This is a genomic window from Aeromonas sp. Y293-4, from assembly GCF_027705905.1.
In the GTDB taxonomy this organism is placed as follows: domain Bacteria; phylum Pseudomonadota; class Gammaproteobacteria; order Enterobacterales; family Aeromonadaceae; genus Aeromonas; species Aeromonas veronii.
Genome location: NZ_JAPDCI010000024.1, coordinates 21,721 through 45,021 on the forward strand (window position 1 = coordinate 21,721; position 23,301 = coordinate 45,021).

The 23,301-nt window shown below is 52.7% G+C and carries 20 protein-coding genes; 10 read left to right on the plus strand and 10 right to left on the minus strand.

Annotated features, from left to right (window positions below; all coding sequences use genetic code 11):
* Positions 1-127: 127 nt before the first annotated feature.
* The 5 genes from OKC31_RS19570 to OKC31_RS19590 are packed head-to-tail and all read left to right on the plus strand — an operon-like array spanning position 128 to position 7,151.
* The gene (locus OKC31_RS19570) at positions 128-916 is read left to right on the plus strand and encodes a hypothetical protein (RefSeq protein WP_270657439.1); all 789 of its coding nucleotides are present in this window, start codon (positions 128-130) and stop codon (positions 914-916) included.
* A 60-nt stretch (positions 917-976) separates the two neighbouring features.
* Positions 977-3,088, plus strand: a complete 2,112-nt coding sequence (locus OKC31_RS19575; RefSeq protein ID WP_270657440.1) for a hypothetical protein — start codon at positions 977-979, stop codon at positions 3,086-3,088.
* Positions 3,089-3,105: 17 nt separating this feature from the next.
* Entirely contained in the window at positions 3,106-3,864 is a 759-nt protein-coding gene (locus OKC31_RS19580; RefSeq protein WP_270657441.1) for a hypothetical protein, read from the plus strand.
* An 11-nt stretch (positions 3,865-3,875) separates the two neighbouring features.
* Positions 3,876-4,505 (plus strand): TraV family lipoprotein, encoded by a 630-nt coding sequence (locus OKC31_RS19585; protein WP_270657442.1) that lies wholly within the window; start codon positions 3,876-3,878, stop codon positions 4,503-4,505.
* Between the two features lie 24 nt (positions 4,506-4,529).
* Positions 4,530-7,151, plus strand: a complete 2,622-nt coding sequence (locus tag OKC31_RS19590) for a TraC family protein (protein ID WP_270657443.1) — start codon at positions 4,530-4,532, stop codon at positions 7,149-7,151.
* A 273-nt stretch (positions 7,152-7,424) separates the two neighbouring features.
* On the opposite strand, the gene OKC31_RS19595 is transcribed toward OKC31_RS19590, so the two are convergent.
* Both OKC31_RS19595 and OKC31_RS19600 read right to left on the minus strand, forming a co-directional pair.
* Positions 7,425-8,132: a hypothetical protein gene (locus OKC31_RS19595; RefSeq protein WP_270657444.1), complete on the minus strand. Its 708-nt coding sequence runs from the start codon at positions 8,130-8,132 to the stop codon at positions 7,425-7,427.
* The gene (locus tag OKC31_RS19600) at positions 8,120-8,440 is read right to left on the minus strand and encodes a hypothetical protein (RefSeq protein WP_270657446.1); all 321 of its coding nucleotides are present in this window, start codon (positions 8,438-8,440) and stop codon (positions 8,120-8,122) included. The genes OKC31_RS19595 and OKC31_RS19600 overlap by 13 nt, the downstream gene beginning before the upstream one ends.
* 131 nt (positions 8,441-8,571) lie before the next feature.
* On the opposite strand from OKC31_RS19600, the gene OKC31_RS19605 reads away from it, so the two are divergent.
* From OKC31_RS19605 to OKC31_RS19615, 3 genes are read left to right on the plus strand one after another with little or no spacing between them, the layout of a single operon-like run.
* Positions 8,572-8,802, plus strand: coding sequence for a hypothetical protein (locus OKC31_RS19605; protein WP_270657447.1), 231 nt, complete (start codon positions 8,572-8,574; stop codon positions 8,800-8,802).
* 4 nt (positions 8,803-8,806) lie between these two features.
* Positions 8,807-9,289 (plus strand): hypothetical protein, encoded by a 483-nt coding sequence (locus OKC31_RS19610; protein ID WP_270657449.1) that lies wholly within the window; start codon positions 8,807-8,809, stop codon positions 9,287-9,289.
* The gene (locus OKC31_RS19615; RefSeq protein ID WP_270657450.1) at positions 9,283-10,005 is read left to right on the plus strand and encodes a thioredoxin fold domain-containing protein; all 723 of its coding nucleotides are present in this window, start codon (positions 9,283-9,285) and stop codon (positions 10,003-10,005) included. The genes OKC31_RS19610 and OKC31_RS19615 overlap by 7 nt, the downstream gene beginning before the upstream one ends.
* A gap of 1,578 nt (positions 10,006-11,583) precedes the next feature.
* Here the strand turns inward: OKC31_RS19615 and OKC31_RS19620 are convergent.
* The 4 genes from OKC31_RS19620 to OKC31_RS19635 all read right to left on the minus strand — a co-directional run bounded on the left by OKC31_RS19620 (position 11,584) and on the right by OKC31_RS19635 (position 14,255).
* Entirely contained in the window at positions 11,584-12,582 is a 999-nt protein-coding gene (locus OKC31_RS19620; protein ID WP_270657451.1) for an AcrVA2 family anti-CRISPR protein, read from the minus strand.
* Between the two features lie 10 nt (positions 12,583-12,592).
* Positions 12,593-12,958, minus strand: coding sequence for a helix-turn-helix domain-containing protein (locus OKC31_RS19625; protein WP_270657452.1), 366 nt, complete (start codon positions 12,956-12,958; stop codon positions 12,593-12,595).
* Between the two features lie 56 nt (positions 12,959-13,014).
* Positions 13,015-13,308, minus strand: coding sequence for a type II toxin-antitoxin system HigB family toxin (locus OKC31_RS19630; protein ID WP_270657453.1), 294 nt, complete (start codon positions 13,306-13,308; stop codon positions 13,015-13,017).
* 230 nt (positions 13,309-13,538) lie between these two features.
* Complete coding sequence (locus OKC31_RS19635; RefSeq protein WP_270657454.1) at positions 13,539-14,255, minus strand: hypothetical protein; 717 nt, start codon at positions 14,253-14,255, stop codon at positions 13,539-13,541.
* Between the two features lie 242 nt (positions 14,256-14,497).
* Between OKC31_RS19635 and OKC31_RS19640 the strand changes: the two genes are divergently transcribed.
* Both OKC31_RS19640 and OKC31_RS19645 read left to right on the plus strand, forming a co-directional pair.
* Positions 14,498-15,319 carry a hypothetical protein gene (locus OKC31_RS19640; RefSeq protein ID WP_270657455.1) on the plus strand — a complete coding sequence of 274 codons (822 nt, stop codon included), beginning with the start codon at positions 14,498-14,500 and terminating at the stop codon, positions 15,317-15,319.
* A 59-nt stretch (positions 15,320-15,378) separates the two neighbouring features.
* Positions 15,379-16,635, plus strand: coding sequence for a PD-(D/E)XK nuclease-like domain-containing protein (locus OKC31_RS19645; protein ID WP_270657456.1), 1,257 nt, complete (start codon positions 15,379-15,381; stop codon positions 16,633-16,635).
* Between the two features lie 1,053 nt (positions 16,636-17,688).
* Here OKC31_RS19645 and ssb read toward each other — a convergent pair.
* The 4 genes from ssb to OKC31_RS19665 all read right to left on the minus strand — a co-directional run bounded on the left by ssb (position 17,689) and on the right by OKC31_RS19665 (position 22,319).
* On the minus strand, positions 17,689-18,351 hold the full coding sequence (gene ssb, locus OKC31_RS19650) for a single-stranded DNA-binding protein (protein ID WP_270657457.1): 663 nt from the start codon (positions 18,349-18,351) through the stop codon (positions 17,689-17,691).
* A gap of 24 nt (positions 18,352-18,375) precedes the next feature.
* Positions 18,376-19,014: a recombinase RecT gene (locus OKC31_RS19655; RefSeq protein WP_270657458.1), complete on the minus strand. Its 639-nt coding sequence runs from the start codon at positions 19,012-19,014 to the stop codon at positions 18,376-18,378.
* 235 nt (positions 19,015-19,249) lie between these two features.
* Positions 19,250-19,675 carry a hypothetical protein gene (locus OKC31_RS19660; RefSeq protein ID WP_270657459.1) on the minus strand — a complete coding sequence of 142 codons (426 nt, stop codon included), beginning with the start codon at positions 19,673-19,675 and terminating at the stop codon, positions 19,250-19,252.
* 562 nt (positions 19,676-20,237) lie between these two features.
* Complete coding sequence (locus OKC31_RS19665) at positions 20,238-22,319, minus strand: hypothetical protein (RefSeq protein WP_270657460.1); 2,082 nt, start codon at positions 22,317-22,319, stop codon at positions 20,238-20,240.
* Positions 22,320-23,301: the final 982 nt, after the last annotated feature.

Genomic DNA, 23,301 nt, shown 5'->3' on the forward strand with positions numbered 1-23,301 from the left:
ACCTCAACAGACCCGCCACCTGGCGGGTTTTTTAGGAACAAAAAAACCCCCATCAATTTGATAAATGCTATAGAACATCCCATGCGGCATGTTATAATCATTTATGAAATCACCTTGGAGGCTTGTCATGCACTATAACACTCATCATAGCCAATCGAGTAATTCATTCCGTCAGGCACCTACCAACGGGTCTGCCCATGATGTCTACGATGAGTATGCCAGCTTCGCAGCAGGCGATTCAGTGCAGCATCCCGTTCCGGCCAGCCATGGCCAGCGCCACTTCGTAGCCACAAAATCGCCGACTCAAAATCGCCCACAATCCCAACGCCCTGCGACTCAAAGAGATGTGGCGCCGCAGCATACCGGGCGCGAGTCAGGTGCGCCTGAGGCTGATAGTCGCACCCAGACATCCAAATACCATCGTTTCTTCTCCCTTAACGTCTATGGCTCCAAGGCAGCACTGAATTTCGTGCCGGACCAGACCAAGGATGGTTTCAACACCGTATCCCTGGAAGCCGCTGACATGCTCAACCCCGCCGCGAGAACGTACAAGTGGGATCAAAAGACCCGGTTGCAGTTTACCCGAGCGGAGTACCTGGAGGTTGTTGCCGTATTGCTTGGGATTGGGGCCAACCCTGCTTGTAAGTTTGGGAATCATGGCGTGAAGGGTGGCGCTAAGAAGGGCTTCGAGATGAAGCACCAAGGGAACAGCGTTTTCGTCTCTGTGAGTGAGACCGGAAAGAACATAAAGGCCGTTCCAATCCCGCTCATGGAGGCCATCCAGATCGGACACATGATGATGTCCGTTTATCTCGACAACTACCCCGGCCTGACCACGGATAGCGTCATCACCAGCCTGAATTTGGCTATGAGGCGCCGGGATTCCTCATCGACACTGCAAAATCAAAAATCGTGATAATTGCTATCAATGTGCCGTTTAGGATAACATCTAATAATTATGAAAGAAGGGCGAACAATGAAGAAACCCAAAACTCTCGTCAGTCCTACTGACTTACTTCCCCGAAATGAAAAGGGTGAGTTGATTGACTCTCACATGGACCAGTCCATGTTCAGTGCTTTGCGTGCATTTCTGGCTGAGATGGAGCCAACGAAAACACTGAATCAAGATGCGATGGCTGCGCTGATCGGGTGCAAAACCTCAAACACGTACTCTAAATGGGAACGTGGTGATCAGCCTCCCCCCTCGACGGTCTGCCGCGCCATGGAATTTTTGCTTTATTACACCCTGGTCAAACGTGGTGAGTTTGTCAGCGAGGCTGATGCGTTTGAAAAGCTGATCGACTTCAAGATTCGTTATGACATGCTCGGCCCGAACACGGCCTTGAGCACCCGTGCGACCGATGTTCCCCGGCGTGTAACATCCGAGCACATGGCCGCATATGACTGTTTCTGCATGATGAGCGGGGCTGCTTCCGAAAACACCATTACGACTGATGGTTATCTGCCGACTCTCACCGGCAAACACATCAAAATCATTCCTGGATTTAACCGCAATGGAAAGCTCGCGGGCAACACCCTGGAGATGATTTCAATTGTCGCTGGCATGGTCTCTCAGGACTGGTACCCGGAATATGCCAAGTACATTTTAACCGGGTCAGACAATCAAGCTGCCCTGGACGATATTCTGCCTCCGACATATCGCAATGATGGAACCGGGATCCCGACTGACGTAGCGCAAACCTATAAGGAGCGCGGTGTTCACTACGAGTTAAGTATCAATACCGAGTTTTTCAGCGTTCGTCGTGAAAACCTCACCATGATTGTCACTATGTCTGACGAGCTTGCGTTGCGCTTCAACCTGTTTATGGCGGTTGCATCCAAGATGGCTCAGGACGCCGAATCCGCCTCTATTGCCACTGATGAACTCCAAAAAGAGTTGGCTGGCATTGTGGCCAAAATGCCTGAGGCAAAATCTGAGAATGGAGTGCACGTTCTCCCCTCAAATGTCTTCACGATCAAGCACTGCATTGGCTCCAACCTGCGCCCCAAAACCCGTGACATCAACGTGATTGAAAAGGCGCTGTGCCATATCAGCGGCGTGGATCCAGCCACCATTAAAGCTCCAGCAGCGATGCTTGTGCGAAATGCGTATGGCAACCTGCCCGAGCATTCCATCAACGTGCTGGACGATGTGCATTGGTCCCTCTTCAATGAGTGGACCGCTAAGGCTACCGATGGGAAAAAGAGCGACAAACCGCTCATTCGTTTGCCCATCCAAACCCATTTCTTCACGGCCATCATCGTTGACCGAATGCTCGTCATTCACCTCAACGAACAGGTTGCCGGGCCAGCATTAGAAGGCCTCAATGCCTTCATTCGCTCATCCGGGATCCTTGAGGTGGACAATACCCCGAAACGGTCGGTGAGCAATGAGGTTAGCCTGATCCGTGGCAGAGCAAACAAGATTGCCCGTGGCATGGTCGTGTCTAAATCCGGTGCTGCCAAAATTACAGGCCTGCCCACTCGCATTCGTGCGAATGACCCGATCAAGACCGCCATTGCCGATGCTATGGCTCTCGCCCGTCCGATCCATAAAGCTGAACTCGAATTGTGGGATGACGCACCAGCAGAGAGTAAGACCATCGAGATAGTCGACATCCTCTCCAAGCGAAACACTGTGCGGTCACACCTCATTAACGCCATAGAACGCTTGCTTCTCGGACTGGACGATAAAGGTGTCGACATCAACTACCTGACCCACACGAGCGGTTGCGGGCCGATTATCAAACGGCTCACCAGCGAAATCGTGTCTTCGCACACCTACCGTGTGGCCGCTTACGTGAAGCGGGCAGAGCTGTTGAAGTCTCGCGCTCGCGCCCGACGCTGGAAAAAGGATCAGCTTGCAAACCTGTTGAGCCAATTGCGTAACCGCCTCGGCCTGGATGCTGACATGAACAATGTCCTCACCGCCGTGTGCAAGTTCTTCGTGTTCCGACTTGAAGGTAGTACCGGCGTCTTGATCTTCAAACGTCAGTCCTACATCGACGCAATCAACAACGCTTTGGCAAACGACACACAACCCATTCAGCAATCATCCGATGATGACGATGAAGACGACTCAGAATAACTGGAAGAGAGGATGATATGAAAAAGCGACCGGCCCTACTGGCAATTTCCCTCCTGGTGAGCGCCCTAGCTCATGCCCAAGAGCCGAAAATGTCTCAGGAGGACACTGAGAAGGCAGTTCAGAAGAACATCGTTAAATCAGCTCCTATCCCGCTGGATGGGCTGGTCGCAGCGAAGGACAAAAATGGCGATGATGTCATTGTGAGCACGAATGGCCGTTATGTGCTCAAGGGTTACCTGCTCGACATCTACACCAACAAGACGATCAAGAACGTAAAGGACGCTGTTGATGCCCGCTATCTCACTTTGAGCAACATGGGCCTCAACCTAGTGGATATTGCGACTATCCCCTATGGAAACCCAAACCTGCCTTTGCAGGGGCGGATCATGGTTGACCCCTACTGCAAGCAGTGCACGGAGCTCTTGCAACAGCTTTCCACGATGCGCGATGACATTCACGTAGAGATCATGATCACCCCGATAAGCGGCAACCAAGCCATCCAAACCGCGCTTAACCTGTGGTGCACCTATGAGCTCGACTACAACAAGGGTCGCCATATTGTTGACCTCTTGATTAAAGGTGCCCCCTACCCTGTTGAACCAGAACAGAAGCAGTGCAAAGGACAACGGGTACTGGTCAACACAATGTTGGTCAGAACCTTCAACCTCGAAGGCTTGCCTGCGATTTGGCGTGCCGACGGTTATTCCGAACTCGGGATCCCGAAAGACTTGAAGGCGTTCTTGAACGAGCGTCGTAAAACCGATGAAAAGAGCTAAGGTAACCTCGAATGAAAAACTTCTCTAAGACACTGCTATTGACCCTCATGCTGCCGCTGGCCGGCTGCTCCTTGATCGGTCAATCCGATTCAAGCTGCCCCGGAAAGCCGGGCGGCTACGTGTGTAAAGGGCCGCGTGAGGTCTATGAGCTCACCACCTCCAAGACATCCCTTTTTGACGGTACCCAGGACGGTCTTGACGATGACGATGACGCAAAAAAAGGCTCTGCCACTGGTAAAAACGCCGATGCCAGTGGCGCTGTCGTGGACATTCCGGCTGTTGGGGTTATCCCGTCAAATTCTCAGTCCCTCTACCGTGATGACATGTCAGCACCAGAACCCATGGCTGTTCGCGCCGATGCACGCATTCTGCGCGTTCAGTTTGCGGCCTACGAGGACGATGCAGGCAGCTTGAACATGCCCGGCTATGCCTATGTGGAAGTGGAACCAAAACGCTGGCTGGTAGGCGCTGCTGCGAACAAGCAACCTGCGAAAATCATCCCTCTGCAAGTTCGCCAAGATGCTGATGGTAATCTTGCGCATAAGCAGCAGGTCAGCTCTACCGTTGACCCGCTCGGTGTTCGCAAAGTCGTTAACACCCCCGGCCAAGTCGGTATCCCGCCTGAATTGCTGAGAAAATAATCCCCCCTCTTTGGGAGACCTTCCATGTTTGCAATGTTTTCAAACTTGATGTCACGCCGCCAGGAGGCGGCTAAACATCGCAAGTTCGGCGAGCTGATCCCGGTTCTTGCGCATTATCCCGATGATGGGTTATTTCTTCTCGATCCATCCTCGCTCGGTTTCATGATCGTTGCACAGCCGCTTAATGGCACTAACGCCGATATGCGTAACCAGCTTCGCTCATTGTTCACCTATCAATATCCAGAAGATACCACGATGGTGATTAGCCTCGTGGCGAACCGCGACATGGTGTACCAGCACAAAGCCTGGGAAGCTCTCCGTAGAGGGAGAATGGAGCCCGCTGATCAGGAGTTTGAAGGTGTCCTTGATGACCTAGCCTTTGATTACCTGCAAACCGCATCATCTGATGGCCTGCGCCCTGGTAAATCTGATCTGCACGCCCGCGATTTTGAGGTGTGGTATTCGGTTACTATGCCAATTGCAGGACAGATTCCCACCGACAAAGAGGTGAAGGAAGCGATAGAGATCAAGGATACCGTGCTTCAAAAGCTCAAGAGTATCGGTTGCGCTCCCTATGTGGCTGACCATGAAACTTGGCTGCGCCGCATGCAAGTCATGCTCAACCCTGGCAAGAATACCGCTTGGGCCAAAGGCAAGACTCTCTTCAAGCCAAGTGTCCCGCTTAGACACCAAGTTATTCAACCTGGTCGTAGCATCTCCATTGACGATAAAGGGGTCACGTTGTCCGGCTCCGACATCAAAGACGGTAATGGCTACTGTGACGAGGAACGAGTCGTCCGTGTGCTTAACTGCTACCGCCGCCCTGACTACGCCAGCATAGGCAACATGTACGGCTTCTTCTCGGACTGGAATACCGGTTTTGGCGGCATCAACAGTGACTTCATGATTTCTCTGAATGTCCACTTCCCTAACCGGAAAAAGGCAAAATCCGCCTTCGATGCAAAGAAAATTGTGGTGTCCAACCAAGAGAGCGCCGGGGTGATGAAATACTCCAACCGCTTGCGCTTTCAGTTTGACGATCTCAAGGCAATCGAAAATGAGCTTGAGCAAGAAAACCACGCCATCGTCAACAGTTGGGTTCAGGTAAACCTGTTCCTAGACAACGACGGCACGCAGGATTCAGCAGTCAAAGCGGCCCAGTCTCATCTGGAAAGCCGTGGATTTGGTTATGCCTTAGATAAGGACATAGCCTTGCCACTGCTACTCGAAACACTGCCCCTATGCCATGGGTATGATCCCCAAATCCGATCCATGTTGCAGCGCCAAGAGATCTTCACGACAAAGTACCTTGAGTGCGTGGCCCCTATCTTTGGCCCTTGGAAGGGTAATAGTGCAAATCCGGTGATTGTGGGGTTCTCCCGAGAAGGGCAATTCATCTCTATCGACCCTTACAAGACCAACGCGAGTTTCAATATCGCCATCGCTGCACGTTCCGGGGCTGGGAAGTCGGTCTGGGGCGGAAACCTCGTTAAGCAGATATTAACGACCGGCGCTCCGGGGAAAGCAGGGAGCCAAGATGGCGGCCAGGTCTTTATCATCGACTCTGGTAACTCCTATCAGGCTCTCGCCAGCCAGTTCAGCTCATCGCAGTACATCGAGTTCAAGGACACCGATGTGTTCTCCATTGACCCGTTCTCTGATTTATCGGGTTTGCTCGATCAGGAAGATGATGAGTTGAACGAAGATGGTCAACCGACAGTTTCGTTGGGGGGCTCACTCAAGCTGACCATGATCACCAATATGGTCAAACTGATGGCCGCACCTGATGGTCAGATCGACAACTATCAGTCCTCCGTAATGTCTCGCCTACTGCAAGAGATGTGCGTAAATACACCGGACGATGCCAGTGTGACTCTGTTGGCCTCACTGTGCCAAGAACATGAAGACCAGCGGATTCGTGACATCGCGGCACAACTTCATGACTTCACCATCCATGGCAAATACGGTAAGTTTTTCGACCGCCGCCTAAACCCGAATGTCATCCGGTTCAACAGCCGCATGATCGTTTGTGACCTTGGGGCACTCAAAGCCCAGCCGCATTTACAGACTGTGGTGCTCATGAGCGTTATCCAGCAGGCTCAGGATGCAATGTTCCAGCGGGACGATGGCCGCCGCCGAGCATTCATTTTGGACGAAGCCTGGGAGTATATCGGTGAAGATTCAGCTTCCTCTAACAACAGCTTCTTTGCGGAGTTCATTGAAGCGGGCTGGCGTCGATTCCGTAAGACTCAGGCGATGGGAGTCTGCATCACACAGCAAGTTTCTGATTACTACTCAAGCAGGACTGGCAAGGCCATATTCGCTAACTCCCCGTGGGTGCTGACGCTCGCACAGGAGAGCACGGTGATCAGTCGATTGAAGTCTGACAAGCTGGTTGATGCCCCTCAATTCGTGTTCGATCTCATGGAGAGTGTTCGTACTGACAAAGGGATGTTCTCCGAGGTCCTGGTTCAATTTGACGGTGTTTTCCAAGTCATGCGCCTATATGTAGATGACCGGTCCATGGTCATCCACACGACCGATCCGGAAGAGAAGAAGATCATTGCCAAATACACCAGCCAAGGCATGAGTCTCCGAGAAGCTGTGGTTTACGCCACGGAAGACATCAAGCGACTACGCCGATAATCGCAACACACAAGCCGCTCCCCGAGCGGCTTTTTCACGCCCGCAACGAATACCCGTCCTGGTCAGCAGGTCCTATCTCCACCCTGGTGATCGCCGGTACACGCAGGCCTTTCCGATACGGAAAACTATTGCCGCGTGCGGGTGTGGATAGCGAAGCATCCCAAGCGGTGAGCGACTTTAAAGGTCGTTGTCCCACCACGACATTCACTGAAATTGATGGTGTTACACCTTGCGATATGCGGAAATGAAAAGGGGCCCTACTGGGCCCCGTTTTTAGATGCTTGAGATCTTCCTGACCTCAAGCACAGCATTTATCAACTGCCGTTTGGCCTGCATGACGTTGAGCGTCACATCGCTTGCCGTTGTCTGATACTGACTTAAATTTGTCTCATCATCTTCCGGTTTCGCATCTGTGGATTGGACCTCAACAAGATGCTGCGCCAGCTCCATGATTGTGCTGTAGACCCCTGTCGGGTTCAGGAACTCTCCTTTCAGTGAATCAATTGCCTTGCTGCTAGGCTTGGCTGCCTGAGATACCGTGAAAATGGTGATTGCCTGGCATACCGCCTGTTGAACAAATTCTGCGTCTCTCAAGCATTCATGAAGAGAGTTGAAGCTAGAGGTCAGCCTGAACACCTCGGGGATCGGCGTGTCTTGTGGAAGTGACGGCAAAAGCTCCGCTAGATTCAATGCAGAACGAAGTTGCCCAAGGGTACCCTGCATCAGGCCTTCTTCAACCATGCCGTCAATGGCCTTTGTCATGTAAAGAAGCCGGGAGTTATGGTTAACCCCAAGACGCTCGACCAGGAATTTCCCACGGGCCTCAAGCTCCGCAACGGTCTCATCACTGGGAGACGACATAGCGTAAATCTCAGTCACCATCAGCGGCGCGTACTTCTCCCACACATCAGAACTTGCCTCAGCCCTTACACTTCCAAAGCACATCGAACCGAACGCCAGTGCCATCATCAATAGGCGCATAACCACTTCTCCCCCTGCATCTCAACTTGTTTAAACTTCGGCCTCTGGCCGGGCTGGTATTGGCTAACCGCAGTTTCCGTAATGGACTCAATATCTGCTTCTCTGCCGCTTGCTGCGTCTGAGATCGCGGTGTGTCCTGTTAACGTGTCGCCCTGAGACATCAACTCAAGCCCCAGGCGCTCCTGTATATCTTCCATGCTCTCAGCCGTGGTGAGTGGGGCACAGGCTTTCATGCCCTCGACCGGCCCTCCGCTCCCCGCTGCAACCAGCGGAGCTGAAAGCAATAGGACTCTCAGTGCTGCCATCATCTCATTTCATTCCCGCGTATTGTGGTGATCCAATTTGTACGCTGGCTTGCCCACAAAAAGACGCTTATAATCGCCATTAGTTATCCTTTAAGGATAGCCTTATCCATTTTCAAAACCAAGAGGAATCACCCGTGACTACTGAAATTGACGCTGACGCTCGTAAGGCTGTTTCTGAATTGCTCTTTATCATCGCCCTGCTGGTTCTCCTCACCGCAGGGGTGGTGATGACCCTGTTTGGCAGTGCGTATATCGCAACGCCTTTCCCATTCGCACTCTGCCTTTTTGCAGCCTTTACCCTGCTCTATCGCAAACAGCGCGTCCTGACAGCTTGGAATGCTGCCATCATCGCCTTGAAGGGTTGATGCCGTGCTCAACGTTAATATTGCTGAGGGGAGGACTGTTACGGCCTCCCCCGTTTTGTTTGCGACGGTAATTACTGGGATTGCAGCGTGGTTGCTTTTCGCCTGGGCACTACTTCACGATCTCGTGACCACTCTCGCACTGCCGAGCGAAGCTATCCGGTCATTCATCACCGTTATCACCATCGCAGTGACGTTGACCCTCCTTCTCAATCGCCGTGTCTATGTCAGCGAGCAACGTACCGTGATCGTTGAAGACAGATTGCTAGGCTATCTCGTTCACCGCCGTGAGTGTGCAATGAATCCACTGGACTCAGTGGCCGTCACCCTGTTCGGACAAAGCTGGTATGCCTTCAACATCATTGATGCCACCGGCTCAACTCCACCGACGCTAATCACTCACTCACGTATCGACTCCACTCTGACCATGGATTTGGTTGTCCTGCTGGAAAACGCAGAGCAATCGACCCATGAGGTGATCTCATGCTGAAAAAACTCTCAATTATTTCTCTGGCTTTGCTCTCCGGGTTGGTACATGCACAAACCACCAAACCTGATGCAGAACTCAACGCGATTGCCGCCAAGATGAAGCTGCGCCACATTGAGATCGACAAAATCCAACGGCTCAGTCCTCATCTTGTGGAGCTTTCGATCAAGGGTGAGCGCGTCTACACAACGTCTGACGGCGACATTATGCTGTTCGGTCAGGCAATCCAGTTTGACAAGGACCAGCGGCCAACCAACCTGACTACAGCGGCCTACTGGGATCGCGTGGCCGAAATGGCTGATGATGGCCGAGCCATCGTCTACAAGGCACCCAAGGAGAAGGCCAAGCTATCGGTCTTTACTGATGTCACATGCGGCTACTGCCAGAAGCTCCACTCCCAGATCCCCGAGCTCAATGCCAATGGTGTGACGGTCATTTATGTTGCCTACCCACGTTCCGGGCCAGACACCCCCAGCTTCAACAACATGCGGGCGGCATGGTGCGCCCAGAACCCACAGGAATCTCTTAGTGCCCTCTTCATAGGGGCGCAGGTACCTGGTGCATCCTGTGCGAAGGCAGAGGGTGTTAACGCGGGTTGGTCTCTCGGTCAACAAGTTGGCGTACAGGGCACTCCTACACTGATGATCCCCGGCGGCCAGGTCTTTACCGGCTATCGCTCTGTTACTGATATTATCAAGCTCCTGGGTGTGAATGGATAACCACCGCGGTCAATGTCTGGCGACGACAACAGCGGCCTGCGGGTCGCTTTGTTTTTGTGCAATTCAGTGCCCCCGGATTGAGGGTTATCGTGAGCCCATGCCCTTGCAGGCGTGGGATGATCGTGAAACGATGGATATTCCCCCGCGTGGGGTTATCGGTATGAGTAGCAGCCGTGTTCGTCTTGCTCTCCCCCACTGGGGGTTATCGTCGATAAAGTGGTAGGGCGCCACCCTGAGTCACCCTTTCCCCGCATCCGGGGTTCTTAGCACTCGGCAATGTCCAACAACGACAAAGCGACCTCAAGGGTCGCTTTGTCGTATCTGGTGTGGGATGAATTAAGACAGTATCATCCTACTGGCTACGTCCCCTTTTTCCTCTAACAGTTTAACCGAAGGGCCGACAACCTTTCTTTTGCCAGCTCTACCAGCGCAGCGGCAATAGCCTCAACCATAGGGTCATCGCCAACATGAGGCATGTCACTCGCCACGATAGCCTCTAGCTCTTCCTGTGAAGCGCCGTGCAGGCGCTCACTGACGCAATCCGTAATATTCATGCCGTTTCCCATCTGACTTATTGTGTGGCTGTTTGGCCAAGCACATGCTCGACGATGTAGCGTTTGCGGGGCGACACATCCAAGTACCTGATCGCCTGCCGGAGAGCCTGTTCGATGCCATGAAAGCGACCAGCGAGGTAGCCGTCTGCATAGTCGTTGTCGCCGCGCCGCCCGTAGCCCTCCAACTTGATGTTCGCTCTAGCCTCAAGCAGTCCCTGAACAAGGCGGTCGGCGGGGGATGGCTCACCCGGCGTCTCGATGCCTAATCCCCCAGACGTAGCATAGCGCCAACCGCAGGCTCCCGCCCCGCCGGAGTACCGTGAGCCGGATCACCCGCACCGGCAGTGTCCCCCTCGGACATCGAGCAGAACGGCAGCCCGGGCGAGAGCCGCTGGCCCCGCCGGAATGCCGCGAACCGGATCACCTGCTCCAGCAGTGGCCACCCTGGGCGCCGAGTTCATCAGCAGCCCGGGCGCCAGCCGCAGGCACCGGCCCCGCCGGAGCACCGCGAGCTGGATCACCAGCCCCGGCAGTGGCCACCCTGGGCGCCGAGCTCATCAGCAGCCCGGGCGCCAGCCGCAGGCACCGGCCCCGCCGGAGCGCCGCGAACCGGATCACCGGCAGTGGCCACCCATGGCACCGAGCCGATCGGCAGCTGGTGGGCCAGCAGCAAACACCGGCCTCGCCGGAGCGGCGCGAACCGGATCACCGACAGTGGCTACCCTGGGCGCCGAGCTCATCAGCAGCCCGGGCGCCAACCGCAGGCACCGGTCCCCGCCGGAGCGGCGCGAGCTGGATCACCGGCAGTGGCCACCCTGGGCGCCGAGCTCATCAGCAGCCCGGGCGCCAGCCGCAGGCACCGGCCCCCGCCGGAGCACCGCGAACCGGATCACCGACAGTGGCCACCCATGGCACCGAGCCGGTCAGCAGCTGGTGGGCCAACCGCCAAGTACACCGATCAGGGGATGTCGCTGCGCTACGCGGTGATTCATGCGACCGAAGAGATCAAACGGATGCGGCGGACTTAACTACCAACTGGGATCGGAGGCAACCACTTGTAGCTGAATATCCTTTCGCCATCCCTCGGCCCGTTCCAGTAGCCGTGCCAGTGGGCTCGCCGTAGATGAGGGGTGATCTTGCCATTGACCCCCCCTTGCCATGCAAGCCGGATCCGTTCCCCGGTTTCCATTCCAACATCCCAGTTACGAACCCTGTTAGCAGGAAACAGACGTAGCCCACCCTTTACCTTCCGAGGTTGAGGGCGGGAAGGGAAGCTGCCAGGAAGACGCCGATCATCAATGTCGGGCTCATCTTGGCACAGATACAGCAATAGGGAGATGCAAGGTGAAGCTAACATTTGACCGAACTGGGAATGGAATGATATTTCTGCTTCAGAAAATCCAAGGGCTCGGTGTGTGTTAAACGTCCGGCGCATCGCCTCTTCGATTGACCATTCCCCAAGAGTAAGTATCATGGGGGTAATATTACCTCTCGTATTTAATTGTAAAATTAAACGATAACCCTCTTGCTCACAATGGTCCAGTACCGCCCAGAAGCCATCACATCGACCTTGATGAAGGTTGGGTGTTTCTACATACACCGCCCACTCAGGTAAACGCTGCAATATCTCACATGGAAATTCTGTGAACTGAGAATCGCTGATAAGACTCTGATATACCGTGTCATCAAACCTGTAAATACCTTGGCTATAACGCCACGTACCTAGTACACCGCATTCGATGGCAAGGGATTTAGCCTCATGCCATGTTTTGTTTGCTCCAACACGCAGCTGGTACGTCAGTGTGGCCCAAGCTGAAAATGGAATAAAACACCAGTCCGGCCACGCCGGACAAGTCTTGCCATTATTGCCACGTAAAATGTCAACTTTATCCCAAACCCTTGAGAATTTGCCACTAGCAGCCATCAGACACGATAGCGGTGACTTCGGTTCCAGTTTCATGTTTGTTCGCAAATGTTTGTCAAGCAGCTCAGGCAGTCCCTCATTCCAAAGAGCAGGTATCATGTTTTTCCTCTTACTTGAGTGGATATGGTCGGATCAGGATCTCGGCAGGGATTCCGAGCCCAGCAGTGAGGCGACGGATCATGTTCAATGACAAGCCCCGTTGACGTTTCAACACCTCGGTTACTCGGCTACTTTGTCCGAGATAAGTGACCAAATCCTTTTGCTCCAGCCCCATCTGCTCCAGCCGGAAGTTTATCGCCTCGATGGGGTCAGGATCGGGCATGGGGAATGCTTTATCCTCATAGGATTCAACCAGCGTCGCCAGCACATCCAGCTCGTCGAACTCAGGGGTGCCAGGGGCCGCATCAAAAATGGCCTCAATGCGGGCAATGGCGGCAGCATGGCTCGCGGCGTCTCGGACAGGGATGATGTTCATTGTTCAGCTCCTTCAATTCAGGCTTGGGCCGCGATCTGGCGACCCTTCACCTCTCGTCAAATCGTTGCTACATCTATTCGATCATACTCGGCATGGGTGCCGATGAACCGGATAAAACAGATAGAAAGCTCGTACTTTATTTGAACCACTAGCCGATATTTGTTACCGCTGATGTTGAACACGACCCGGTTATTGCCGATGAAACTTGCCGATGGGTAAGTGTTCTTTATGTCTTGCGGTGATGCCCATTTCGCCTTTTTCGCATCCCTGTACCACATCAACAAAGGTTGCTCTGCCTGCGAATGCTCTCCCCAAAACTCGACCAGTGGCGATTTTGCTATGACGCGCATATCACCTCCTTGAGTTCCCATTATGGGAGATTGGCCAATTTGTGGCAAGCACATTTTCCCAAAAAGGGAATGCATAGCCCATCTTCACACTTCGCCATTACCGCGCCACCTCAAACGCCAGCTGTTGGATGAAAATTAGGGTGAGACTTTATTTTCAAGGATGAAACTCTATTTTCGGGGATGACACTTTATTTTCATCCCACATAAATGGCTTCCAGTTCATGTTCACCTCACGCAGCTTTAGCAGGAACAATGCAGCCACAATCCGACGCAGGCGCAAGCTGAATCGCCTTCGGGTAAAGCAGCGCGTGGTTGGTGTATTTGAGATGCCTCCAGCTATCACAGAACCCGGCGCCAGCCTTGCAACGTCGGAGGGCAATGACGAAACGTTTAAGGGGCGGTGTCAGGCTGGGCTCTTTTGTCTCTACAGACCAACCCTGTGCCAGTACCTTGTTGATCAGATAACGAGTTGAGAATGGTGTGTTGATAGCCACGGGTAGACCGATTTCTCCCATCATCAAGACCTCGGCAACCGCTTCACGCTCATAGGCTTTTATCAGCGACAGGGATGACAGATTAGCGGCGTTATCCAAGTGAGGATGCAAGTGTTTGCGGCTGTCTATCCACCAGTCGAGACAACACTTTTGCTTGATTGCATCCAGATTCAACTTTGCCCCAGCATGCAGGACGGAGTACATCGAAGCTGCTATCACCGACGCACAGCCAGCGTAAAGCAGGTTGGCATTCGTCACACCTAAAACGTAGAACTGCTTTACCGCTTCAACCGCCATCACAAATGCAATCCAGGCAACCATGGCAGATGGGCTATTGCTCACGATTTTCCAGCGCGGCGACGAGGATACGACACCCTGCCCCTTCGATTGGATCAAGACCCAGACCATCATCAGCACCGAAGACCCGTACAAAAAGACAGTTAACAAATCCATATCTATACCCCTTTTATCTATCACTCATCCCAACCCTTTTGCTTACCGGGGGGGATGCCTTGCGCGACTCATGAAACCCGGATCTACGCTGCCGCCTTCGATGTCCTTGTCAGACATCCACGAGCATCAATCCAGCCTATTTCCTTCATTCAGGCATTCATCTTGATTGACTTTATAAATGCTTTCGGTTATCCTGTAAGGATATTAACAGTCATTTTCTGAATTGTGCAAGGGGTATCGAGATGATTGCAGGAATTGAACTCAACACTGTCGATGTGACATTCCAGGGAAAAGGCTTTACCGCCGACCAGGCCTCTCATGAGTCAATCGTCTCAGCGCAAAAGCTGACACTCGATCACCAGTTCACTAATGGCCAATGCCTGGTCTTGCTGCGCCGCAATGTGGAAAACGCCCTGACTGTAGAGGTTGACCCCTCCCCCAACGCTTACATCAAAGCCCTCAACAAAACTGGCCTATCCGCTCAAGGGGCCTTGATCTATTACGGTGATGATTTCACTTACCTGGGAAATGATTGCGGGTATGAACTCACACATATGATCGACACAGATCGGTCACTCGAAAACGTCGCTGGCGTGGTCGTAGGTTTGATCCGTAATAACGAAAGCACACCCTACACATGGGTGTTTGTTGACCGGCAGCAACTCGATGCCGCCATCAACTATCAGATCGCCGAAGTCTTTGGCGGGGTTGTCCAATCCGAGCGCACTATCAAAGGGCTGATGCTCAACGTCGCCATTCGTTTCATGATGAAATGGCAGATGGACTCACAGTTCCCGTTCCCTGTTGATTTCAGCCACTACAACGCGCTGGTGGAGCTGCATCAAGATCTGGTGGCCAAGTGTCAAAAAGAGCGCCAGCCACGCTCTACCGGCCCGGCATATAGCACCCGTCAGTACCGGTCCGTTAAAAATCACCCATCGTCCGTTGAAGCCCTCATGGGTGAATTGGCCAGCCCCGAAGCTGCTTCCGATACCATCCTGAAAACCTTCAACCCGATGAAGCCTGTAATCCCCGAGGTAGATTTTAATGAATTCGGAGTGTGATTTATTGCTATCCCAGAGGGATAGCGTATAATCAGATCATATCTAAATGAGGGGGTTCTATGACTGTCGCCATCACCAATTTGAAAGATCTCATCCAACCCGGATATGACCCTGAATGGGGCAATCCACGATTCCTCGACTCCGAGGGGCAGCCAGTGGCCGGGATCTACGCAGACGTTGAAAACGACGACTATCACGCCATTCCAGCCCTTTCATCCTCAAAGCTGAAAAAGTTCTCCAGCTCCCCGGCTCTCTATTATCGGGAGTATGTCGCGCCGCTGAACCGCAACAAGATCGCATCGACCGTAAAGGCCTTTGCAGCAGGCACGTTGACCCACGGCCTTGTGCTGGAGCCAGAACGTTGCAATGACCTGTACTGGTACCACCTCAACCCGGCTGATCATCCAACTGCGCTGCACACCGTCGATGATATTAAGGCTGCGATTACCGCCGCCGGGCACAAACCCAAGGGCACCCGAAAGAGTGACTTCATCGAGCAATTGCGAGCTGTGGCGCCTGAGGTGGCTGATACCGTCTTTGATGAGTTGGCGAACCGCCATCTGATGACATGGCTGCGTTCCCGTAACTTGCCGTGGATGAAACCGGATCTCGCAAAGATGCCTGATGTGATTCAGACAATCGAGCAGGCCTATGAACTATGCGCCGCCAAGGGCATCACCCCGGTAAGCGATCAGTTTGATGATCTAGTGGAACAGCTGGTGGATGCTGACCCCGAGACCCTTACCGTGGCCAAGGCTATCGCTGATTGGGAGCTGGGTGTGTTTGCGTTGCCTCAGTGCCAGGCGCTGCTTGATGAGTTCGTGCTTGACCCCATCACGTATCAGGATGGCCACCGCGCCCGCCAGACGGTTCGCAAACATGTCCGAGCTAATTCCTTGCTGCAAAACGGGGTAGCCGAGCTGACAATGATTGCCCAGGATCCCGAAACGGGCCTCTGGGTAAAAGCCAAATTTGACTGGCTGCGGTACGACTTGATCTCCGTCGACCTCAAGACCTCCCGTGATACTGATCCCGACCGCACTTCATATCAGTTCCGAGATCTCGGTTATGACCTGCAAGACGCCTTCTACTGTCATGTGGCCAGTCTGCTTGGTATCAACATTCGGGCATTCTGCTTTGTCTGTGTTGAGTTTGCAGACATGGACAACTGCGAGGTCTATGAGCTCTCAGAGCGGGTTCGCTCTCGCGCAGAACAGCGCCGCCGGGGCCTGATGCAAGAGCTCCAGTCCTGCATTGCGCGTGATTTTTGGTATGGCTACAACCCGAGCCAAACCACCATGGTTCTCGACTGGTGAACCCACTAGCCATGCCCCAAAAGAAAAGCCCTGCATTGCAGGGCTTTTCCATTTCGGACGGTCGATCGTATCTACTTTGTAGTCCGTACAGCTACCAAATGATCACTGGTACCCACAGGCCTTGATGTCGCCCCCCGACCGGCTCCCGCCCGGCTGCTCATCCCGGTAACCCGGTGGCCAGGAAAACACCGGCACCGGTACCAGGTGATCGCCGGTACCCGCAGGCCTCGATGTCACACCACGACTGGCACAGCCCCGGCACTCGCCCGGCGGCTGATCCCGGTAGCCCAGTGGCCAATCCCAATCGGCAGGGCCCACCCCGGCGGCCCCGGCCCCAGGTGATCGCCGGTACCCGCAGGCCTCGATGTCACACCACGACTGGCACAGCCCCGGCACCCGCCCGGCGGCTCATCCCGGTAGCCCAGTGGCCAATCCCAATCGGCAGGGCCATCCCCGGCGGCACCGGCCCCAGGTGTATACCGCACCCGTACAGATCGCTCACCAGGGTTGGTAGCTTGGCTACCGGGAGCAAGGCTTACCTTGTTCCGCCTCCATCTGTTTGCTTGCCACGGTGCACTTGGCCATTGATCAATCGCCACTCGTTCTTATGAGCGCGTCGGTAATGGGAAAATCTCATCTGGTGAATGCTCTCAAACACTTGGATCGCAAAGACCAGTCGCCGCCGTGCAAGCCTCTCTTGAGTCGGCATTTTGCCCCTTGCTGCTTCCTTGATGTCGTAGACCGACGAACAGATGAGCGTTGCCAATGAGCGTTTATCACATTGACATATCGCCCTGTCGGAATCCCAGGTTGGGCAGACGGAATAGTGTTCGTGCATGAGGCACCCTCTATACGGCATATAAACAACAAAGGTATCAGCTTATCCCATTGGAATATTATGCAGCATTTTACGAAGATTTTCTTGTTGGAGATCCCTAGATACAAAAAAGCCCGCTGGGAGCGGGCAAGAGGTGGCTCTACTTGACTCTTTAACCGAGTGTTCGCGTGAAAGCTCGTCTGTTGTCGTTGTTAGACTTTCACTCCGGTCGGAAATTACATCGCATACAACAGCTCAGGTGTCATGTCCGTTTGAACCCGGAACGGTATATCATCATCCCACCCTGGCGCGGCGTCATACACCGGCTGCTGGGGGTATCCACCTTGCTGTTGCCCTTGCTGGCCATGCCCCTGCGGTCGCTGCTGACCCTGAACTGCCTGACCATGCCCCTGCGGTCGCTGCTGACCCTGAACTGCCTGACCCTGCCCCTGTGGTCGCTGCTGACCCTGAACTGGCTGACCCTGCCCCTGTGGTCGCTGCTGACCCTGAGCTTGCTGCATGTTGCTTTGAGCACCACTACCTTGAGCCCGAGCTCCCAACATCTGCATGGACCCAGTGAAACCATCTACGATAACTTCGGTCGAGTAGCGATCTTGACCACTCTGGTCTTGCCACTTACGGGTTTGCAGCTTTCCTTCTACATAGACTTGGGAGCCCTTTTTCAGATACTCGCCCCCCACCTCTGCAATTTTCCCTTGCAGAACGACGTTGTGCCATTCAGTGCGTTCCTTTTGCTCGCCGGTCTGTTTGTCGCGCCATTGCTCAGAGGTGGCAATGGTAATGCTGCACACCGCGGCTCCACTAGGGAGATACCGCACCTCCGGGTCTTTCCCCAGGTTGCCGATCAAAATTACTTTATTGACGCCTTTAGTAGCCATAACCCACCTCTATCTATTTGTTATTTATTGATTAGCTGTTTTCAGTGTGTAACTCAGCTCAAGCCAGCGGCTTGCCGTGGCATTGATGAGTGATTTTCTTTGCATTTCCCGGCGGTGCGGGCCATTCCAGAACTCTCCGTTCCCGTTACTCACACCCGCTTCTTCGGCTTTATTCAGGGCCTCGACATCAAAAACCTCAACATGAATTTGCCCGTTTTGCAGATGCGACACGGTGTAACCGCCAATGGCTTCGCCTAACCCACTCCGAGTTAGCTTGCGACGAATCTTTGGCATCTCGTGGGCGCCCAGGAACTCGAAATCGTCTGTGCCGTAAAGTAGGTCGGCAGTGACGCGCTCGATAACACCTTTAGCTCCGGCCAGCCGGATCTGTCCCTTGTAATGGACATAGGGAGTAAGCCTGCCTTCTTCATTCGTCATCAAGCTCACATGCTTTGCGTGTGGCGCCCAAGACAGCCCGGCCTCATAGAGAGCTCGAAAAATGCCGATACATTCGTTAAGGGGGGTGTTTTGATAAGCTGGGTGATGAACTACTTGGTGAAAGTAGTGGTTCGCCTCACGCTTATAGCGTTCCTCGTCTACCGCGTTCGTCACCATTGAGCCCTTGAGCTCACGAAGAAGCTCAGTCAGCGACTTGTCTGCCATATCGAATCCCTCACATCTGATAAATACATAGTATATCCCTTCGGGATAAACAACAACATTTTTCGACGCTTGAGGCAAAAAAAGGCAATAAAAAAGCCGGTGCCATAAGCACCAGCTCTCCTTTCACATAAAGATCACATCCATCAGGTGGTTCTCTATGTGCTGAATACACGCTTTAATCAGTGGTTAGAATCTTGAGGTAAACGACCCGCCTCAACCTTTATTGGTGTGACGCTTACGCCTTACCAGCAACGCCAAGCTCATCCTCTGGGACAATCTCGGTTTCATTTGACTGGGTGCCCATCACTAGAGCCAAACGCTCCATGAGTTCTTGGCTTGCGCCTAACCCCTCGATTTCCTGAATCAACCGTTGTTGAGCTACCGCACTCATACCACTCGTGCTGCCCTTCTGCGGTTTAACCAAACTGACTCTTACTGCAACCTTCTTCTTATGCTCATCCAAAACAGTTTGAGCCAGCATCTTAATGTCTTTCGGAAGACTAGAGCTTTTCTCGGCTTTACTGATGGCGCCTACAGAGCGTCCGATGGTCAGGGCAAAAGTGCTTTGGTTCATTCCCAGCATCTTGCGCAGACGGCTCAGATCTTCTCCTCGCTCGATTGGTGCCTCCAGGTAATGCACTGCCGCTTGCATATTACTCATCGCGTAAAACCCCTTTCTGTGTCGTTCTGGGTTTTTATCCCCAGGTGCGGCCTAGAAGTTGCGAGATGCGTAGAGTGGGTACCCCCCCATTTGACACTCTCGACTTACTGCCGCCTATCCGCCGAACACTCCATCACAACAATGGTTCAAAAGTCATTTTACAAACCGCTATCAAGAAACAGATATTGGTAAATGACCCTGAATGTCCGACTAAGACATTATAAGTCGTTTTTATCGTATATGGGTACAAAAAATCCGTAAAGACAGTGTTATTTTTGTTTTAAAAACATAAAATTTTTAGTATCTAAAGACTCAACATTGGTGATTTATATTAAAAAAACGACAATTTTATGAATCCACAACCAACAATCACCCATTAAGTGGTGTAACTGTCTAAAGATTTCAGCTTGCACTCAGTGCGACACACATTGACAAATTATTGTACTCAAAGGAATCAGGTTTAGAATAATGTGCTCTTGGTCAACATCCATCACAAGACTAAGGCTCCGTTGTCGCAACTTCCACGGCCAGGCCTAATCCAAGCCTTGCAGTAACCCCCTCTCTATCTTTTAACAAAATTGGCGCGTTTAACTAATTCAGCTTCACGCTGCATCCCAGCATTTTCCAGCGGCTCCACCAACCTAGCCTTTAGCGTCCTGGCATAAACACCACTGACAACAGGCCCCTTGCAGGACTTTATGATGCCTAGAATAGCTCCCAGTTGCTCCTGATACTCCCTTTGCCATTCTTTGTAGTCTGTAATCTCCGAGGCTTTTGGAAGAACGGCTACGAGCGATTTAATGGGGTCGTCATGTTCCTTGGCATTCTCCACAACCAGAGACCCCCAGAAATCATCACAGTGATCTTTAAAATACCGCCATTTTCCATCATCCAACCCCGCCTCAAATAGCGACAGGATTCGGCCTCGCCGCGTTGTGATGACAGAGGTAAAGCAGCGCCGCAACAGCGAACGGTCGCACACCTCAAGAGCTCTTAGCAGGTCGATAATCTGCTCTAGCGTGTCCCGGTATATTCCCGCCAACGCTTCTATACCTAACGTTTTCAGGGTCCTAAAGTTTATCCTTTGCAGCATGTCCACTATCTGCAAATGCATTTCCTTTGGCGTATCTAACTTTGGACGTTTTGATTCGGCCATAAGGGCAAACTCATCATCCAATGACTCGTCCTCGAAGTCCGACGCCGACATTGTGGGAGTGTTCTTGTTGGATAGCTGGTGCCCGATGATGCGAATGACATCATTGATGCTATTCAGGTTGACAGTGGCCCCTCTGCCAACAGGGATAACCTCAAACCGTGAACTCAGCTTTGTTTTGATGGCGCATCGGAGTAGTCCCCGGTCGACCAACTCGCGAAGGACTTTTTCAACTCTGCTGATATAGCTCCCGTGGTAGTGTTTTTGGCTGATCGGGTGAATGTGTTTCAGAATCTCCTCGACGGAGAAATCCTGATTGACCATAACCCACGCCCCCTTGTACTGCTTACCCAGTGAGGTTAGCCACAACGCCATAGGGGATGCGAGTTGATAATCAAGACTCAAGAGTGAAGCCCGATTAACAGCAATTAGCTTGTTCACTGCCAGGTACATTTCTCGAAGTTCTCTGTTTGGCCTGATCCTGACGATCCCCTCTTTATTTGGGTCTTTCGATGGCACCAGCTCAATCATTGACACCAATCCGACCGACAATTGAGAGCCTTTATGGGCTCTGTTTTGGTTGTCAAACGCGGCATCTTCGCCGTTTTCAAAGAAGGTCATTTGAAACTTATTGAGACGATCCAACGCCCCAGCTACTCGACTGGTCTTTTTGTAGGCGAAGATGTAGTTGTCGTATTCATCTGGAGACAGCACATCTTTCAGGGGGCGGTAGAACTCTGATCCAGTCAATGTCATGGACTTGTTTGCCGCGTCCTCATACGCAGATTCCGTCAATTGAGCCAGAACACCTATGAGGCAGAGGTAGGTTTTGCAGTCTATGTCGGCGTTAAGCATTGGGCCGCTGAGTCGCATGTATCGGTAATCAGTCGATGATCCATCGTGACGCCTCACCACCATCGCACCAGGTTGAAGATGGTGAATGGTTTCTGACATTTCGTAGCGCGGATAGGTCGGTTTGTAATGATTCGATGTTCTACGATTCATGGCTCGAAACAAACCAGATCCGAGGATGATTTGGCTATGGTTGTCCAGGCCAACCGGGAGCCGCTTGGCTTGCCCACCAGATAGGGCTAATGGTTCTGGCGATTTTTCAATGTCCAACACGGACACAGTGTTGGCAACCGGCGCACTCTCTGTTGCTGAGGGTATGATTTGTTGGTCAACCGGCAGGACACGCGCCACCGGAGGGGAATACACAGGAGCGTTTGATGATTCAGCTGATTTAGCGGGCTGAAATACCCCACCTGTACCTAACCAGCGACCCCGTAATAATCCAGCAAATCGGCTAACCACATCATCGGGGCTACATGACACTTCACAGTGATAGTTCACGAGCGGCTGAATCACACTGCGATCCACGAGACTACTGATGTAATGGATGTTCTCATCGTCCAATGGGAGCCCCATTTTCTGGACTTCAAGCCTCGCAATTGCCTGAACTATCAGTTCAATGGATTCTTTCGCGTCCACCACCACCCCTTAACATGCTGTTATTAAGCTGTTGATATTTCTGTATAACGTGTTCAAAACCACATATGAGGCCTCACTAGGAGCCTTTTATGGGTACGATAATACAAGTTATGGGTACCATAATCCAACATTTGAACACGATAATCCAATGTTATGGATACCAATGTTCGAGTTATGAATATCAAAATCCAGATTATGAGAACCATAATGCAGCTTATGAGTACCATAATCCAACCTATGAATACTATAATTCAAAGTATGAATACCAAATACAAAGATTTTCACATTAATATCAGCACGTTAGGGGGCCTATCTTTGATCTTTTATCTTTAGATCTTTATCTTTGATCTAAACCGGATCTAAAGATCAAAGGATCTAAAGATCAAAGAAAAGATCTTAATGATCTAATAGCAATTTCTCTCTCGAACCCTTCTTCTGTCATCGTAAACCTCTTGGTCCCCCAGGCACTCCTTGATACCCAATCCTGACCCGCAGAGGCGTTCACCATTCATCAGCTCATGAGGATAGGTCCGGTGGCCAGCCCCGGCACGACAGCCAGGCCATCCCGGTACCGACATCAGGCAAGTGTCCCACCGCGACAACCACCCGCCTGACCGGCAGACTCCAGTACCAGGGAACCGGTGGCCAACACCAATCGGCAGGGCACTCCCTGGCGGCACCTGCCCCAGGTGATCACCGGAACCGGCAGGCCTTGATGTCGCATCCCGCCCGGCACAGCCCCGGCACCCGCCCGGCGGCTCATCCCGGTAACCCGGTGGTCAGGCGCACCCCGGTACCGACATCCGGCCAATGTCTCACGGCGACACCCACAAGCCGACCGGCTGCTCCAGTACCAGGTAACCGGTGGCCAACACCAATCGGCAGGTCCCGCCACCCTCACGACCCTAAATAACCGTTCCGAAATGTAGATCATTTGTCCGGGGAAGAAGGGAACTCGGCGTCGTTTGTGCGATCTGATCAA